Below are 17,485 nucleotides of genomic sequence, written 5' to 3' on the forward strand. Positions count from 1 at the left end.
ACAACCAAATCCACCCCTGCCTCTTTGTTTAACCTCTGAATATTCCTTTGATGTCCTTCTATTCCTTAATCGAGTACTGGCGGTCGGAAACCGTCACTCGTGAATACACATGAGAGATGTAGAGCAAGACCACGACGAGAAGACACCGTACGAGTGCTTTGCATGTGGCAAAGTCATCACTGCAGTGAGCCAACCGGAGAACTGTCAGGACTGCGGCGGTGAAATGCGCAACCGACTCACTCCGCTGGAATAACGATGGGACCGGAACTGAGCTCCACTTCTCCATCGGGAGACTCGTCGACGTCGTCCGAACCGGAATCCGCGCTCGAAACAGCCCGTTTGCAACTCCACAGGGCTGCGGACCACCTCGATATCGACCCGAACATTGTCGCACGACTCAATCATCCGCAAAACGTCCATGAGGTTACCGTCCCGATTGAGCGGGACGATGGCACAGTGGAAGTGTTCACCGGGTATCGGGCCCAGCACGATAGCGTCAGGGGACCGTACAAAGGCGGGCTTCGCTATCACCCTGACGTGACCAGGGACGAATGTGTCGGGCTTGGAATCTGGATGACCTGGAAATGCGCGGTGATGGACCTCCCCTTCGGCGGCGCAAAAGGGGGTATCGCGGTCAATCCGAAAACGCTGAGCCGAGACGAAAAAGAACGGCTCACCCGCCGGTTCGCGCAGGAACTCCGCGAGGTCATCGGGCCAAACCGGGACATACCAGCCCCGGACATGGGAACGGACCCACAGACGATGGCCTGGCTGATGGACGCCTACTCCATGCAAGAGGGCGAGACGATTCCGGGTGTTGTCACCGGGAAGCCGCCGATTGTCGGTGGGAGCGAGGGGCGTGAAGACGCGCCCGGCCGGAGTGTCGCGATTATCACACAGTTGGTCTGTGAGTACTACGACCAGCCACTGTCGGAGACCACGGTCGCAGTACAGGGCTACGGCAGTGTCGGTGCGAACGCAGCACGGTTGCTTGACGAACAGGGCGCGACTGTTGTCGCGATCAGCGACGTGAACGGGGCAATGTACGACCCCGACGGAATCAATACGGCGACAGTCCCGTCACACGACGAGGAACCGGAAGCGGTCACCGAGTACGCCGACACCGTGATTTCGAACGATGAACTGCTGACGCTGGATGTCGATGTCCTCATTCCGGCAGCGCTCGGAAACGTCATTACCGAAGCGAACGCGGACGACATCGCTGCGGATTATGTCGTCGAAGGGGCAAACGGCCCGACGACGTCCACTGCTGACTCCATCCTCGCTGACCGGGATGTCGTTGTGATTCCGGACATTCTGGCGAACGCCGGCGGCGTCACGGTGAGCTACTTCGAGTGGCTACAGGACATCAACCGTCGGTCGTGGTCACTCGAGCGAGTGAACGACGAACTCGACGAAGAGATGCGAGCGGCCTGGGACGCAGTCCGAACGGAGTTCGAAAACCGCGACATCACGTGGCGCGATGCGGCGTATGTCGTCGCCCTGTCCCGTATCGCGGAGGCTCACGAAGCACGGGGGCTCTGGCCGTAGCACCGGCGTTGCAGATTTCATAACGGGATCCACAACTGTCGCTGTCGGTACCAAGAAACCGCTGCTAACGCTGCCCTCAGTAGCAAAACTCGAACCGTGCCCCGCCAGCAGCGCCTTCCGTCACACGGACAGTCCAGCCGTGTGCTTTGGCGATGTCCTCCACGATGGAGAGCCCGAAGCCAGTGCCTCCCTTGGTAGACGTAACGCCGTGTTCCAGTACTTCCCCACGCTTTGCTGATGGAATCCCATCGCCGTCATCCACGACGTAGAACCCGTCACCGCCCTCTAACTGCCCGACGGTTACCGTGACGGCGTCCCCGCCATGCTCGATAGCGTTTCTGAAGAGGTTCTCGAACAGTTGTGTCAACCGGCTGGCGTCACCAGCCACTGTCGGGACCGTGTCAGCAACCGTCAGCGTTGCTTCAACGGTGTCGACGTATCCCCAGGCTTCCGTCGTCACGGCCGCAAGATCGATCTGTTTCGTATCCGTAACTGTGGTCTCACCGCGCGCCAGCGTCAGGAGGTCGTCGATCAACCGCTCCATACGGCCATGTGCCGATTCGATTCGGTCCACGTGACTGAGGTCACCTGTCTCTTCGACGATGTCGAGAAAGCCGATAGCGATGGACAGCGGGTTCCGGAGGTCGTGGGCGACAACACTGGCAAACTCATTGAGCCGCTCATTCTGTCGCTGGAGTTCGGTTTCCCGGCTTGCACGGGTGAATGCCGCCTTGACGGTTGCGCCCAGTATCTGGAACAGATCCACGTCTGCTTCAGAGAAGGTCTGTTCCTGTGGCGTTCCGACACCCATAAGCCCGAACTCCCCCAGTGGCACGAACAGACCGCTTCTGAGATTCGTGTCGGCTTCGCCGAGCGATGTCACGGATTTGATGTCGTCGTATCGACGCACTTCTGATGTTTTAAACGCCTCCCAGGCAAGCGACTCATCGGACTGCAACCGTGGTAGTTCACCGAGCAGTTCCCTTGTGGCCGCACTCGTCGTCAGTGGAACAAGCTCGTCTGTCTGGTCGGTGTACTCCCAGATACTGGTGAGTTCGAACCCAAGAATTTCGACAGCAGCCTCAATAGCGATGTCGCCGATTTCGGCACTCGACTGTGCGCCACTGAGCCGCTGTGCTGTTTCCTGCAGTGAGCGGAGCTTCGACTCTAACTGCTTCTGTTCAGTGATATCCTCTAGAACAGCCAGTACGCTCGTTATCTCTCCGTCGGGAGCGGTGATTGGTGCAGCCGACAGGAGCAACTCTAGTTCCTCACCCGCCTTCGTCTTCCGTTGTACTTCCTTCCCCCTGATTTGATCGCCGCTCAAAACGCGCTGTCGGTGGGACTCAAATTCAGCCTGCTGCTCATCCGGGACCATCGGATTGCCCTCGCCAAGCACCTCCGCCCGTGACCAGCCGAACATATTCTCGGCCCCATCGTTCCAGCGGATGACCGTCCCGTCTGTGTCGATTTCCATGACAGTGAGCGGTGTCGCTTCGATGAGTGATTCAAGTCGCTGGTTCGTCGTTTCGAGTTTGCGTTGTCGGTCGACCTGTTCGGTTACGTTGCGGGCGATACCGACGATCCGGACGATCTCATCGCCGAGCATAACTGGTGCGAGGCTCGTGTCCCAGAACCGCGCGTCGTCAGCGATGTCCAGCTCTTCCCGATACGAGATCGGCGCACGCTCCTCGAAACAACGAGTGTAGTTCGCCGCGAGTTCGGCACCACGCTCGTCACCGAAGATCTCCCGTGGCGTTTCCCCTCGAACCTCGTCAGTCGTGAGACCTGTCTGTGACTCGTAGCCGGGGCTGAGTCGCGCAAACTCGAACACTGGATCGTTACCAGTCGTATCGACATCGAGCATGAATATGGCGTCACCTGAACTATTGAGCAGTGCCTCGTACTCCTCAGCAAGTTCCTGATGCGCTCGTTCCTGGGCTTTTCGCTCCGTGATATCCTGAAAAACGCCTCGAAGCACGGGCTCATCGTCCTGTGGGTCGTCGACGCGTTCTCCCCACGCCCGAACGTCGCGCACGTCGCCATCAGTGCGCACAATCCGGAGATCGATGTCGTACGGTTCTCGGTCCGCAATCGTCTGCTCGACTGCCTGCGAAATCTTTTCTCGGTCGTCAGGGTGATAAAAACCAAGCGCGTCATCGAGTGACGGGTCATACTCGTCGTCAACGCCGTGAATCCGACGAACGCCGTCAGACCAGTCGAGGCTGTCTATCGACGGGAAATACTCCCACACACCGATATCTGCGATATTCTGTACCCGCTCGAACAGGAATTCCTGGCGCTTGAGGTCAGTCTGGTCCTGCATCCGCGATATTTCGGCGCTCACGAGCTCCGAGAGTAGCTCCACGAACGTTTGCTCAAGCGCTCCGAAGGGCGCGACTCGCGTTGTCGGACTCGAAAAATTGACCGTCCCGTACCTGACTCCATCGACGATGAGTGGCACCCCGATATACGATTCCAGCTCCAACTCACGATACGCAGGGTGGGTTTCTTTGCCATCAGCGACAGCATCTGCGAACGAGCAGACTGCATCTGTCCCGACCACCTCCGCGCAGTACGTCGATTCGAGGTCGAACAGGTCCCCGGATTCGATTTCCGTATCCGGGGCGTGTACTGCCCTGACCGTGTAATCATTGCCCTGAACGTGTGAGACGATTCCGATGTCGAGCCCGAGCGTCTGGCAGCCAAGTTCGAGCAATTCTTCGAGGCGCGCCTCAGCAGCGATATCACCCTTTGCCATGACAGTCTGGAGTTCCCGAAGTGCATCCCGCTCCTGCTCTAACTGTCGCTTTGCCATGCTCTGTTCGGTGATGTCACGGGCAACGACGAGCACCTGCCGATCATCGTCGCCCCGGAACGGTGTGACGCGGACGTCTAACGTCCGCTCGCCACCGCCGGTCGTCACATCGATTTGCAGGTCTGCGTCGTACAACCCTGTAACGCCACCGTCGCTCTCGATATCAGTGACTGTCGATTCGACCGCCGCTGTGAACCGCTCGGCATCGGACTTGGACATCCGGTCTCCCACGACTGCTTCCAACTGCTGTCCCGTTATCTTGGTCGATTCTTTCCCGGTCACGAGTCGTCTCGAAGCGGTGTTCGCGAACTCGATTGTCCCTTCATCATCGAGAACAAATACAACGTCGTGGATGTTTTCGAGGATCGCTTCACTGCGCTCTAACTCCAGTTCTCGCTCCCGCTCTGCCGTGGTTTCCCGTGAAAAGACGGTCAGACCGTCATCGTCGGGAAAGACTCGTATTTCGACCCAGTAATCCAACGGTTCGCCAAGGTACTGTTCGAACGACACCGGGTCGCCGGTCTCCATCGCGGTTCGGTATTTCTCTTCGAGTTCCGTTCCAACTATCGAGGGGAACTCTTCCCAGATAATCGTCCCGACGATAGTTTCCGGTTCGCGGTCGACGCGCTTTGCCATCTTCTCGTTTATATATTCGATCCGCCACTCGCTATCGACGGCATAAATCCCGTCAGTTGCCCGCTCCAGCGTTCGTTGGAAGCGGTCGGACAGTCGCTCGGCGGCCGCTTGTTTGTGGGCGGCCTCGGTGAGCGTCTGGATGCGGCTCGCGAGCAACTCGAAACTGTTCTGGCCCGCGTGGACCGGAACGTAATCGGAGACCCCCGCCTGTGTCGCTTCGCTTGCAATTTGCTCGCTCCCTCGGCCGGTAAACAAGATCGTCGGTAGTTCGTACTGCTCCGTTCGTAACCGATCTAGGAGGTCGATTCCCGTCCCGCCCGGCAATGAGTACGATGTGACCACGCAATCGATAGCCGAAGTTGCAAGCGAGTCGAGAGCAGCCTCGATACTCCCGACTGTTGTGACGTCAAAGCTAGATGAGATACTCAGGAGCTTCGTCTGCGCTAATTCAGCAAAGTCACCATCATCGTTTACATACAAAACCTGAATGGAATCGGGAGTCCCGCCACCTGCATAGGCCATTGCCACAACTATGTATCGAGCTTTTATGAATCCACTGCGCCAGTTCTTATATGTGATATTATAATAGGCAATAATATCTGTGCCAGCCAACCTAACTACGTCTCAAGCGGCCTGTACGCACTCATTCGGATAGTGCCGAAATTCAACAAATAAATGACGGCCCTATCGGAGTATATATTCTGATACTTGGGTCAGCAACTTTATGGTTCGAAGTTAGGTACAATCGATATTGTGTCAGAGCTGTCGAATATCGTTGTGCTTCATATTGATGATGAACCGGATTTTTTAGATGTGGCATCGGAACTACTTGCACAGCAATCCGATCAACTCAACGTCATAACCGCGGCGAGTGCTGCTAAAGGGCTCGACAGACTTGCTACATGTTCTGTTGACTGTATTATCAGCGACTACCGGATGCCTGAGAAGGACGGCATCGAACTCCTCAAAGCTGTCCGTGCGGAATACCCTGATCTACCGTTTATTCTATTCACCGGTGAGGGAAGCGAAACGGTCGCCAGCGACGCTATTGCGGCCGGTGCAACCGACTATCTCCGGAAAGGGCACGGAACGGAACGATACGAACTCCTCGCGAATCGTATCGAAAACGCCGTCGAACAGTACCGCACCAATCAGCGCGCTACCGAACTTGAACGAGTGCGAGCGCTGGTCAGCAACATTGACCAGGCTCTCATCCGGGCGACCTCGCTATCGGAAATCAAAACACGTGTCTGTGAGATCATTAGCAATTCTGAGCCCTACCGTTTCGCATGGATCGGTGAGCGTAATTCTGAGACAGACCAAATCGAGCCACAGGCCTGGGCCGGCGCCGAGGACACGTATCTCGACACTATTGTTGTCACTGCGGACAACTCCCCGACTGGACGAGGTCCTGCAGGCACTGCCGTCCGGGAACGACGTATTGCGACGTCACAGAATATTCAAGACGACCCGGCGTTCGAGGTCTGGCGAGAGGAAGCACTCGACCGTGGCTATCGAAGCACTGCTGCGGTTCCGCTAGAATACGACTGGCACCCTGTACGGTCTCCTGTGCGTTTATTCGTCCCGTCCGTTTGCCTTTGCTGAGGACGAACAGGCATTACTCGGCGAACTCGGGAACAGTATCTCGCACGCCATGCACTCGCTGAAGATCCGAGACGAACTGCGCACAGAGCGGAGCTTTATCAACCAGGCACTCGATTCACTCGCGGACATATTCTACGTCATCGATTCTGCGGGCAACGTCCAGCGCTGTAATGAACAATTCGCAACGCTGGCCGGGTACACTGATGAGCAACTCGCGAATCTTGACGCAGTCAGTCTTTTTCCGGACGACGAACAGGACGCAGTCGCCGGGGCAATAGAGGAAGCACTTTCAACTGGGCATTCGACCATCGAAGCGGAGTTCCGTACCACAGAAGGGAAGCGTGTTCCCCATGAGTTCACTGCTGACCGGTTAACTGATCAGAACGGTGACTTGATAGGGCTTGTCGGCACTGGTCGAAACATCTCCGAACGTACAAGACGTGAACGTGAACTGCAGGATCAAAAAGAACAGCTAGAGCAGTTTGCTGCAACTGTCAGCCACGACCTGCGGAACCCGCTAACTGTCATACAAGGTCGGCTGGAGCTCGTCCAGGCCGAACATTCGAGCGATCACCTTGCTGTGATCGAGACAGCGACCGCACGGATGGAACGCATTGTTGAGGACCTTCTCTGGCTAGCACGGGAGCAACAAGAGATCGGGTCGCTGGAACCTGTTTCGATCGACGCAACCGCTGAGGCTGCGTGGAACCTCGTATCTGACCCTGCAGACGAGGCCGAACTATACTGCGATTACGAGGCCGAGACCCAGCCACTGGTCAAAGCTGATACCGATCAATTTCGGCATCTGCTCGAAAATCTGTTCAGGAACACGATTGATCACGCAGGCCTAGATGTCACTGTCGTTGTCGGAGGGATTTTTGAAGACACCAACGCATTCTATATCGAAGACGACGGCCCTGGAATCCCCGTTGAGGACCGCGAAAAGGTGTTCGAGGCTGGCTACTCGACTTCCGAATCCGGAACTGGGCTGGGCCTCAACATCGTCAAACGAGTCGCTGACGCCCATGGCTGGGATATTCGCGCAACTGAGAGCTCGATGGGTGGGACACGGTTTGAGATCACCGGTCTCGAAGTCGTGGAATAACTCACTATTTACTGTGCTGTCATCCCCCACGCCGTTGCCGCGATTACGGACGCTCAGCGATCGCAGAGCCAATAAAATGGGCCAAAACGTCATAATTGTTATTTCATACCAACTATGAATTATTTGATAGGGTTCTGGTCCCGCGCCACCTCCCCCCACTGAATCCGATCATGTTCATCAAAGGATCAGGGTCCAGAACCCCTCGTCGTGGATGCGGAGTTTGAATGGTGCGGTGTACACCACCCCCGGCTGCCCACCATTCCTTTGCTGTTGAATGGGATGTACTTCTCACGTTATCAGATGGGACTCACGCTGGTGAGAATTGAATAGTTTGCGATCAAACCAACAGACGGCGTGGGGATATCACAAGCATTTTATATACACTCGTATCGGGCCTAGGTGGGTTCTGCGCCCTGCCCAATCGCGCTGGATTCACCCACACGATTGCTCCGGGCTGGAATCCGTCGTCGAAACCGACGACTTCCGATGGTACGTTGCACCCCATCTCTCCCACCCCCACAGCAACGTCCCATCCCTTTCTGTGACCGGTGACGCCGTGCGTTCCGGGGATGACTGCACTGAGTCATTGCGTGAAATTACAACTATGTTAGGAGTTGGCATAAGGCATATCACAAACGGTGCATTACATCTACACGGGTTCTGGTCCCCGCTTTGGGCCGCTTCCTACTTTGCGCCCACTCGCCCCACCCCATGTCTTGGGTCCAGAACCCATCCGTGCCTCTGACTGCAGTGGGTGGCACACCACGGTGCCCATCGCCACCCGTCATCCGCTTTCGCGCAGGCGTGCAAAACTTGCTATCCCTGCTTTTGAGGGGAACTGCTGTTACTGTGAGTCGGCAGCTCTGTTCGTTTCACTGACGATATCCGCGAGTTCCTCGCGGTCGAATAGCTGTTCGCTCTCGGGAACTTTCGGAAGCTCGCCAGCGGTAATCTCGCCCGGCCACTCACCGAATTCGTCTGGATAGAGCTGTTTTCCAAGCATCTCTGTCTGGAAGAGATTGATGATCGGGCCCTGATAGGCTGACCCACCGACGTAGAGGTTGCCCTCCTGAACGGCGGTGAGTTCCTGCCCCAGCGAACTGTCTCGCATCCCTTCAACTGTCTTTCGGAGCGCATCCTCGCCGTTCCAGTCGTGGTAATTGACGCCGAAGTGGAACACGAGCACGTCGGGATCGCCCTCCAGTAGTGCCTCGTAGTCGACCTGGATCCCGGACTGGCCATCGTACTCGCCCTCGAACGCGTCGACAGTGCCGAGATCTCGGTACTGTTTTTTCCCGTATGCCTTGTCGATCTCAGTTCTGGGATTGTAGGCACGGAAGAACCCCTCGTTGTCGGGGTTTATCTGCGCGTTGAGCAATCCGACGCTCGGCCGGTCGGACGCCGGTGGAACGCGCGACCGCATCTCCTGTAGCGCCTGCTCGTAGAGGGTGTTGATAGCAGCGGCTGTCTCGGATTTTCCGAGCAGTGCTCCGTATCTGCTGACGAATTCGGGGATATCGTAGTAGGCGTAGGACTCATCACCGGGCCAAGTGGGCCAGTCGTCGCCGCGTCTGCGGCGGCTGGCGTTCCCAAAGAAGGGCCCAATCGAATCGTTGATCTCGGAGATATCGCCCTCGTTAGCACCGTAGTACGAAATGAACCGGTTCGGGTCGGTAGCGAATAGGTCCGGGTCGAGTTCATAGAGAACCTCCGTTCTGAGCGACCAGTCGTCTGTCCGGACCAACTCCAGTGACTCGGGATTAGGGACGTCTACGCCGGGAAGCTGGTCGTAGAAGCCGGTGAACCAGAACTGGTTGCCCTCGGCGGCGACGAGCTTGTCGGCCTCTCCCAGTGCAGTCAGGATGTCCTCCTCAAACCCCCACCCGCCGACAATAGTCTCCGGACTCGATTCAAGTCTGAGGTCGCCGACCGGCGCCATCGTCCCTGAATAGGATCGGTCAGTCTGTGTCTGGGTCTCGTCCGATTCGGTGCCCCCACTCGAAAGCCCAGTACAACCTGCGAGCGAGCCAGTGGTCAGCAGCGCGGTCCCGTACTTTACACACTCTCTCCGCGTCGACCACGTTTTGTCATGATTAGTCTCCGCCATGAATTTTAGCCCAGCCTAAAATAACAAATACCCTTCGATTTTTAGCCAGGCCTAAAAAATTGGACAGCCAAACCATGCGAAACGAGTCGTGGTTGCCGGAACGATCGGGACATCTCTAATCCGAGATCCTTTTGTGCTAGGAGGGGTTCCATTAGCGGGGTATGAACGAGTTACGCACTGGATTGAGTTATGGCGACGTTCTTCTCGTCCCGAAACGATCACCGGTTGACAGTCGGAGCGACATCGACCTTTCGACGCCGCTTACTCCGACCGTCGAACTGGACACGCCACTCGTCTCCGCTGCGATGGACACCGTTACGGAGGCAGAACTGGCAATCGAGCTCGGACGGTCTGGCGGGTTCGGGGTGCTACACCGGTTCCTGACGCCCGAGGAACAGGCCGAGCAGGTCGAGCAGGTGAAAGAAGCGGGTGAACAGATCGGCGCAGCAGTCGGTATCAACGAGGACTACGTCGCACGGAGCGCGGCCGTGACTGCCGCCGGTGTCGATGCGCTCGTCGTTGATGTGGCCCACGGCCACCTCGACCGGGCACTCGACGCTGTTGAAACCCTCGCAGACGAATTTCCTGACACTGACATCATCGCCGGCAACGTCGCGACGCCCGCGGGTGTCAAAGACCTCGCCGCCGCCGGGGCCGACTGTGTCAAAGTCGGTATTGGACCCGGGTCCCACTGTACCACCCGGAAGGTCGCGGGTGCCGGCGTCCCCCAGCTGACCGCTGTCGATGACTGTGCGACAGCCGCCGAAGATCTGGATGTCACCATCTGCGCGGACGGAGGAATCCGCACGTCCGGTGATGCAGTGAAGGCCCTCATGGCCGGGGCAGACACCGTGATGCTCGGGAGCCTCTTTGCCGGCACAGAGGAGGCCCCGGGTGCAGTCGTCGAAGTCGATGGGACACGCTACAAGCGCTCACGCGGAATGGCAACCACTGCGGCGGCCGAGGACCGGGATGACAAGCAGAACAACGTCAGCGCCGACGAGGGGGTCGAAGCACTGACCCCGTACAAAGGCTCAGTCGCCGCCGTGGCTGAGGAGTTCTGTGCTGGCATCCGCTCCGGACTTTCCTACTGTGGCGGGCATACCATCGATACGGCCCGCGACAAAGCAGAGTTCATCCGTGTCGCACAGAGTGCGAAAGAACGCGAAGGGTTCCACACGGACCACGACTGGGAAGGCGTCAACGTGGAGAGCGAAGCGACACAGGTCCGCGACGCCGGCACCGAAGCGACAGTCGACAGCGACGACTGAATTGGTTGCAGGCTGTTCCAGAAGCGCGCCTACTCACCACCATCGGTGTAGCCGCCGTCGTTACTCGCTGTCTCCATCAATTGCCACCGGGCCTTCGTCCGTCTCCGCAGCGCTCTGTAGCAGGAGATCGGTCCCGGCTGCGGCGACCATCCCGACACCAACTGCACGTAATTGTCGGCGATACGCTGGCTTCACCGTGAGCTGGGACGCGTTCTCGAAGTTCTTCCCGATCATACGCTTGATAAGTTTGACACTGATCTGTGGGAAGAGTGCAGTTACCACGCCCTGAACGAGTACCACTGCCGCACTGAGTTTCCGGTTCTTTTGACTGCCCATCATACGTATAACTATAGTTGCAAGTGGGATTACCATTGCGCCTAATCCACTGCCGTGAGAAACGTAGAAATTGTTTTATTCTCCCTTACAGCGAGTCGATAGTTCTGGTAATCCGCAGGCTATCTCTACGTCTACCGATAGCCATCTCATAGTGACTGCTGTAGGTCATTTCGGCATCGACCGCACCACGTCGTGCAGTCGTACTGGTACACAGTCACAGCAATCAGGATGAAACCACACCGTCGTCACTCTCTGGGTTGCACACCGCTCGCAAGACCTACGCATCCGATCCGCTCAACTATTTCCAGAGCGTCTCCGGACTCGCTTTCTGTCTATGTGGTCGCCGATGGCTTCTGCACCTGCACCGCCGAGTGCTTGTATTCCGGAATCTCGGCGACCGGGTCGAGAGCATCGCCGGTCAGGGCATTTGCGAGCGGGTCCAGATAGTGGAACGTACAGAACACGACTCCGGGCCGAATAGCCGCCGTCACAGCCGCTGACACTGTCACGCTGCCGCGGTCGTTCTCGACGACGACAGTATCGCCGTCCTCGATGCCCCGTGTGGCAGCGTCGTCCGGGTGTATCTCGAGGACGTCCTCTCCGCGCATTCGCATGAGCGTCTCCGACCGGCGAGTGAGTGCGCCGCTGTTGAAGTGCTGGAGCGCGCGCCCTGTCGTGAGAACGAGTTGCTCCCCAGAGACGGCATCGGCTGGCGGCGTCGGCAAGACCGGGCGAAGCGGAGCGGTTTGCTGGCCCGACGCGAACGTTTCCGTATGGAGCACGTCGGTTCCGGAATCAGCGCCCGCCAGGAACGGCCACCGCTGGTAGCTTTCACCGATGCCGTCGTAACTCATGCCGGCGTACAGCGGATTGACCCGCGTTAGCTCTTCGAACACCGCTTCCGGGCCGTCGTAGTCGAACGCGTCTGACTGGTTGACCAGCCGCTGACCGAGGTCAGTGAGGATATCGAGGTCACGGCGAGCGTTCCCGGGCAGGTCAGCGTTCGGCCGCATCCGCATCACCCGCCGGTCAGTGTTGGTCACTGTTCCCGCTTTCTCCCCCAACTGCTTCCCGGGAGCACCACATCGGCGTGGTCGACGGTTGCAGTCTCAAAGAGGTCGATGACGACGCAGAAATCGAGGTCATCGAAACTGGACCGGACAGAACTGGCGTTTGGTTCCGTGACAGCGGGGTTCTCACCGAAGACGACTGCAGCTTTGACCGTGTCACCGAACTGGTGTGTCGCAGTCGTCTCTGTCAGGCCGGGTTCGCTCGGCGGCTCGACGCCCCACTCGTCTGCGACTCGCTGTCGGGCATCCGGGTCCGTGACGGGTTCGTAGCCGGGAAGCACGCTGGGAAGCGCTCCGACGTCGCCGGCCCCCTGCACGTTGTTCTGGCCACGGAGCGGGTTCACGCCGGTCCCCGGGCGACCGACGTTGCCGGTCAGCAGTGCGAGGTTCAACAGCGCGTGTACGTTGTCGGTCCCGGACGTGTGCTGGCTCATCCCCATTCCGGTGACAATCGCCGCACTATCGGCCTCAGCGTACGCCCGGGCTGCGTCCCGAACGGTTTCCGCGTCGACGCCGGCCACGTCGGCACCCGACCCGACGTCGACATCGTCAAGGTGTGCTGTCAGGTCCGCGTAGCCGGTCGTCCGTTCCTCAACAAAGGACTCGTCGACGAGTTCCTCATCGAGGATGACTTTCGCCATCGAATTGAGGAGCTGGATATCGTATCCGGGGCGAACGTCGAGGTGGATGTCGGCGGCATCGGTCGTGTCTGTCTCGCGCGGGTCAATATGAATGAGCGTGCCACCGTTGCGAATTGCCGGTAAGAAGTACGAACGGAAAATGACTGGATGCTGTTCGGCCGGATTTGCGCCGGTGACGAGCAGACAGTCGGTTTCGGCGAGGTCATCGAGCGTGTTCGTCATCGCCCCGGCACCGAGGCGCTCGCTCATCGCGGCCACGGTCGACGAATGACAGAGGCGGGCGCAGTTGTCGACGTTGTTGGTGCCGAGCATCCGCGCAATCTTCTGAAAGACGTAATTCTCCTCGTTCGTACAGTTCGACGAGGCAAAGAACTCGACGGCGTTCGGCCCGTGCTGGTCGATGATTTCGGTGAGTCGGTCGGTCACGCGAGCTAGGGCAGCCTCCCAGGATGCGGTGACGAAGCGACTGCCCTCCCGGACGAGTGGCTCGGTCAGCCGGTCCTCGTGTTCGACAACGTCGAATGCGGCCCCTCCCTTGGGACAGATCTCTCCCTTCGTGTTCACTGGCCCCGCTGTGCCGGTTGCCTTCCCGTTGCCCGCGTACTCTATCGTACAGCCGACGCCACAGTACGGACAGACTGTCTGCTCGGCCCGGGGGTTTCGGTCCTGATTGGTGCCCATCTGTACATTGGATGATAGGAACGCAGCTACAAGTAGCCCATCGGTAAAACGTAGGCGGGTTTATCAGCGTGAGGATACTGGCGCTATTCGAACGGTGCCAGAGGTGGGTTGCGGACTGATGTCGTTGGCCCCGCGTGCGGGTGCGCCGCCAGTTTCGAGAGCCACACCACATACTGTAATGGGACATCGCTCGTAGTGCCGGTAGATGCGACCAGCTCTGACGACTGTACAAGTCTTTACGCTACTGGCGGTAGTTCTCAGCACACTGGTCTTCGCCGCGTCGTTTGCCGTCGACACCACCAGCGCCCGCCCCGAACCGGTGGTGTTCGATACCACTGTGCAACGCGGTGTTACGGCGGCCGACGAACAGATCGCCCGGAATCGGAGTATCAGCGTCCCGCGCGCGCAAGTCTTCTACTCACAGTACCGCTACGTCGTCGGCTACGTCGGCATCGGTCAGGCTGTGACAGCGCTCACCGAGCCGGGACACGAGCAGCAGTTCGGGTATCCACTCGTGGTGTACGTTTCCGACTACAGTGACCGGCCGGTCAGGTGCGGCGACGACGGCTCTCTCCGGACCGCCACACCGCCCGACTGGGTCGAAGCCAATCAGGCCCACTACGTCGTCGATGGCTCGGCGCGGGTCCCGTCCGGGCCGGCGGTTGTGCCCTTTGCCGACCGGGACGACGCCGCGGCGTTCGCCGAGACGTGCGGCGGGCAAATCATCGACTGGGACGCGCTCAGATCCAGATCGTTCGCCCTCGAACAGGCGGCGGCAGTCCGAGAACAGGTCGGCCCGCGACGAACCGATGCGAACGCCACCGTACAGGCGGCTCGCCAGCGTCGAAATCGGCCCGTCTCGGTCAAAGTCGGAACTGATGCCCCGACGGTTCAGGCGGCCGTCGATGCGGCACCACCGAACACGACGGTCGTTGTTCCGGCCGGTACGTACGACGAGCAGGTGACGATAGACAAGCCACTCACCCTCAGTGGCCCCGGAGCGACGCTTGACGGTGGAGGGAACGGCACTGTCGTGACAGTGACTGCCGACCGCGTCGGTGTCACCGGGTTCGAAATTGTCGGCGTCGGCAACACGACGGTCGGCGACCCGACGCAGAGCAACGATAGCGCTTGGGACGCCACCGTCACGACCGCCTATGGCAACAGCGACGCCGCCGTGACCGGTCGGAACGCGTCCGGACTGTACGTTGCGAACCTCAGCGTCGAGACGCCCGCCAGCGGCGTCGTTCTGCGGCGGACACCCGGCGCAGTCGTCGAGAACGTCACGGTCAACGGGACGGCAGACTGGCAAGATGGGTTCATGGGCGTTATCGGGATGCACGGGTCGGTTGTCGTGCAGGACTCGGTGTTCAACGGCGGGCGTGACAGCGTGTACCTCCACCGGGCCGACGGGACCGCTGTCCGGAACAACACGTTCCGGGACAACCGCTTCGGCGTCCACCTGATGTACACCTCTCGGTCGCTCGTTGCGGACAACGTCGCCAGGGGACAGGAGTACGCTGGCGTCGTTGTCATGACGAATCCCGTGGCGAATGCCATCGTCGGGAACGACGTGCGCCACTCCGGGAGCGGCGTCATGTTAGCCGGCTCCCGGAGCTATATTGCACACAACGTGGTAGTCGACACTACGCAGGCGATGTCCACAAACGCCGACCGGTCCCTGTACGAGCACAACGTACTCTACGGGAATGACATCGGTGTGCGGGCCTCGACCGTCGTCCCGTCGAACATCGTCACCGAGAACGATTTCATCGCGAACGACCGCCACGCCATCTCGGGACCGGGGCCGCTACGCGTGTACACGCACGACGGCAGGGGGAACTACTGGAGCGGCGCGTACGACCTCACTGGCAGGACTGGCCCGGTGTTGGCCAACTCCTACTCACCCACCGATTCTGTCGACCGCCGTCTCCATCAGACCGACGCTGCGGTCGTCCTTAGGTCGGCACCGAGCGTCCGTGGCCTCCGGGCGCTTCGCGGCACCACGCCTGGATTCCGCCGGGGAAGCATTGTCGACAGGGCACCCCTGACAGACCCTGCGAATCCCGAGACCGTCAGGCGTCTTCGAAACGAGACATCGATGGAGGGGGCAGCATGACTGGCGAGACGTACCTCACGGCGGACGAAATCACGAAACAATACGGTGATGTGACAGCCGTCTCGGAGGTGTCACTCGACGTGCCGTCCGACGCCGTGACCGGGTTCATCGGCCCGAACGGGTCCGGGAAAACGACGCTCCTGCGCATGCTTCTGGGCATCGAGCGACCCACCAGCGGGACTGTCTCATACGGTGGGCCTGAGGCCAAACGCCAGCTGGGCTACCTGCCACAGCGGCCGACCTTCCGGCCGGGGTTCAGCGTCCGGGAGACTGCTGCGTTCTACGCGGACCTCGTTGACGACGACCCGGCTCGACTGCTTGAACGTGTCGGCCTCGAAGAAGTGGCCAGCCGTCCCGTGTCAGGGCTGTCCGGGGGAATGACGCGCCTTCTGGGAATCGCACAGGCACTGGCCGGCGACCCGCCGATTGTGATGCTCGACGAACCGGCAAGCGGGCTTGACCCGGCGATGAGTCGACTGATATTCGACATCGTCGAATCGATTGCCGACGCCGGCCGTGCCGTGGTTCTTTGCTCGCACGAACTGCCACTCGTCGAGGCGACGGCTGACCGACTGGTAGTACTCGAATCCGGCCGCCTCGTGCGGACCGGGTCGGTAGAATCGCTTCGGGAACAGACCGGCGGGCCGCTTCACGAGACGTTCACAGCGCTTCTGGAACAGGACAGAGCCACTATCGCTGCACCAGAGGGGACACAGCCATGATAGACGGTACCGGTTTCTGGACAGTTTTCGTGCGGGAGGTCCGTAGTGCGGTCAGGACACGAACCTATCTCGCGCTCGGACTGGTCACGGGAATTGTCCTGTTCGGCCTCGCCCATGCCGGTGGCGGCCCCGCCGGCGGTTACGTTCCGACCGTCGTCGATACGCTCGTCGCCGTCGAAGTCCTCGTGCCGACGCTTGCCTTCGCCGTTGGCTATCGCGCGATTGCCGACCCCGCTGTCCGGGGAGAACTCGACATACTTGACACCTACCCACTCTCGACGTGGTCGTACGTCGGCGGGGTGTACGCGGGACGTGCCCTGCTGTTGCTCACTATCGTTGTCGTCCCGTTGCTGGCGCTGGGCATCAACGTGGCGACGACCGCAGGACCGGAGACGACGGTGTTTGCGAGTCACCGTGGCGTCGACTCGCCGTTCCTGTTCATCCGATTCATCGCGCTGACCGTCCTGTACGCGCTCTCGTCGCTGACTATCGCGTTCCTGCTGTCAGCGCTCGCCGGCAGCCGGGGCCGAGCGCTCGTGCTCGCACTTGCCGGGCTGCTGGTCCTCACTGTCGGAAGTGACCTCGCGGTGTTCGCAGCGCTTGACACCGGCGTCACCACGGGCACGCTCGGCGGCGCGCTCGCCATGACGCCGGCCGGGGCGTACCGCGGCCTCGTGTTCGATCAGGTCCTGTACGTCGCTGTCCCGGGCCGCTCAGCGTTCGTCCCGACGTGGGTCGCTGCCCTCTCGCTCCTGTTCTGGTGGGGACTCACGTTTGTGGGGGCGATGCTTGCGACGGATGCGGCCTGATACTGACGGCTGTA

The 17,485-nt window shown here is 59.6% G+C and carries 11 protein-coding genes and 1 pseudogene; 8 read left to right on the forward strand and 4 right to left on the reverse strand.

What is annotated here, in order from left to right; all coding sequences use genetic code 11:
• Positions 1-109: 109 nt before the first annotated feature.
• Positions 110-253, forward strand: coding sequence for a rubrerythrin-like domain-containing protein (locus ACODNH_RS23130; protein WP_306710726.1), 144 nt, complete (start codon positions 110-112; stop codon positions 251-253).
• Positions 254-255: 2 nt separating this feature from the next.
• Positions 256-1,551: a glutamate dehydrogenase GdhB gene (gene gdhB / locus ACODNH_RS23135; protein ID WP_306710724.1), complete on the forward strand. Its 1,296-nt coding sequence runs from the start codon at positions 256-258 to the stop codon at positions 1,549-1,551.
• A 76-nt stretch (positions 1,552-1,627) separates the two neighbouring features.
• Here gdhB and ACODNH_RS23140 read toward each other — a convergent pair whose 3' ends face one another.
• The gene (locus ACODNH_RS23140; protein ID WP_434531788.1) at positions 1,628-5,527 is read right to left on the reverse strand and encodes a PAS domain-containing protein; all 3,900 of its coding nucleotides are present in this window, start codon (positions 5,525-5,527) and stop codon (positions 1,628-1,630) included.
• Positions 5,528-5,818: 291 nt separating this feature from the next.
• Here ACODNH_RS23140 and ACODNH_RS23145 point away from each other — a divergent pair, with 291 nt between their 5' ends.
• Together ACODNH_RS23145 and ACODNH_RS23150 are read left to right on the forward strand one after the other, a co-directional pair.
• Entirely contained in the window at positions 5,819-6,610 is a 792-nt protein-coding gene (locus ACODNH_RS23145) for a response regulator (RefSeq protein WP_434531789.1), read from the forward strand.
• 49 nt (positions 6,611-6,659) lie between these two features.
• Positions 6,660-7,715, forward strand: coding sequence for a two-component system sensor histidine kinase NtrB (locus ACODNH_RS23150; protein WP_434531790.1), 1,056 nt, complete (start codon positions 6,660-6,662; stop codon positions 7,713-7,715).
• 844 nt (positions 7,716-8,559) lie between these two features.
• On the opposite strand, the gene ACODNH_RS23155 is transcribed toward ACODNH_RS23150, so the two are convergent.
• A complete protein-coding gene (locus tag ACODNH_RS23155) occupies positions 8,560-9,822 on the reverse strand; it encodes an ABC transporter substrate-binding protein (RefSeq protein WP_434531791.1) in 1,263 nt (420 codons plus the stop codon).
• Positions 9,823-9,983: 161 nt separating this feature from the next.
• On the opposite strand from ACODNH_RS23155, the gene ACODNH_RS23160 reads away from it, so the two are divergent.
• Entirely contained in the window at positions 9,984-11,093 is a 1,110-nt protein-coding gene (locus ACODNH_RS23160) for a guanosine monophosphate reductase (protein ID WP_434531792.1), read from the forward strand.
• 60 nt (positions 11,094-11,153) lie between these two features.
• Here ACODNH_RS23160 and ACODNH_RS23165 read toward each other — a convergent pair whose 3' ends face one another.
• Both ACODNH_RS23165 and fdhF read right to left on the reverse strand, forming a co-directional pair.
• The gene (locus ACODNH_RS23165) at positions 11,154-11,432 is read right to left on the reverse strand and encodes a hypothetical protein (RefSeq protein WP_434531793.1); all 279 of its coding nucleotides are present in this window, start codon (positions 11,430-11,432) and stop codon (positions 11,154-11,156) included.
• 329 nt (positions 11,433-11,761) lie between these two features.
• Positions 11,762-13,821 (reverse strand): annotated as a pseudogene (gene fdhF, locus ACODNH_RS23170) (formate dehydrogenase subunit alpha).
• A gap of 205 nt (positions 13,822-14,026) precedes the next feature.
• Between fdhF and ACODNH_RS23175 the strand changes: the two are divergent.
• Genes ACODNH_RS23175 through ACODNH_RS23185 form a run of 3 tightly spaced genes read left to right on the forward strand, consistent with a single transcriptional unit; the run spans position 14,027 to position 17,471 of the window.
• Entirely contained in the window at positions 14,027-15,940 is a 1,914-nt protein-coding gene (locus ACODNH_RS23175) for a NosD domain-containing protein (RefSeq protein WP_306710713.1), read from the forward strand.
• Positions 15,937-16,662 (forward strand): ABC transporter ATP-binding protein, encoded by a 726-nt coding sequence (locus tag ACODNH_RS23180; RefSeq protein ID WP_306710711.1) that lies wholly within the window; start codon positions 15,937-15,939, stop codon positions 16,660-16,662. Before ACODNH_RS23175 ends, ACODNH_RS23180 begins: the two co-directional genes overlap by 4 nt.
• A complete protein-coding gene (locus ACODNH_RS23185; protein ID WP_434531794.1) occupies positions 16,659-17,471 on the forward strand; it encodes an ABC transporter permease in 813 nt (270 codons plus the stop codon). Before ACODNH_RS23180 ends, ACODNH_RS23185 begins: the two co-directional genes overlap by 4 nt.
• Positions 17,472-17,485: the final 14 nt, after the last annotated feature.

The organism is Haloarcula sp. NS06 (genome assembly GCF_051122755.1).
Lineage (GTDB): Archaea > Halobacteriota > Halobacteria > Halobacteriales > Haloarculaceae > Haloarcula.

Bases quoted from the DNA above. Each gene is read 5' to 3' on its own strand.
- ACODNH_RS23185 (WP_434531794.1), top strand. From the start codon at position 16,659: ATGATAGACGGTACCGGTTTCTGGACAGTTTTCGTGCGGGAGGTCCGT.
- ACODNH_RS23165 (WP_434531793.1), bottom strand. From the start codon at position 11,432: ATGATGGGCAGTCAAAAGAACCGGAAACTCAGTGCGGCAGTGGTACTC.
- ACODNH_RS23175 (WP_306710713.1), top strand. From the start codon at position 14,027: ATGCGACCAGCTCTGACGACTGTACAAGTCTTTACGCTACTGGCGGTA.
- ACODNH_RS23155 (WP_434531791.1), bottom strand. From the start codon at position 9,822: ATGGCGGAGACTAATCATGACAAAACGTGGTCGACGCGGAGAGAGTGT.
- ACODNH_RS23180 (WP_306710711.1), top strand. From the start codon at position 15,937: ATGACTGGCGAGACGTACCTCACGGCGGACGAAATCACGAAACAATAC.
- ACODNH_RS23150 (WP_434531790.1), top strand. From the start codon at position 6,660: ATGCACTCGCTGAAGATCCGAGACGAACTGCGCACAGAGCGGAGCTTT.
- gdhB (WP_306710724.1), top strand. From the start codon at position 256: ATGGGACCGGAACTGAGCTCCACTTCTCCATCGGGAGACTCGTCGACG.
- ACODNH_RS23160 (WP_434531792.1), top strand. From the start codon at position 9,984: ATGAACGAGTTACGCACTGGATTGAGTTATGGCGACGTTCTTCTCGTC.
- ACODNH_RS23140 (WP_434531788.1), bottom strand. From the start codon at position 5,527: ATGGCCTATGCAGGTGGCGGGACTCCCGATTCCATTCAGGTTTTGTAT.
- ACODNH_RS23130 (WP_306710726.1), top strand. From the start codon at position 110: ATGAGAGATGTAGAGCAAGACCACGACGAGAAGACACCGTACGAGTGC.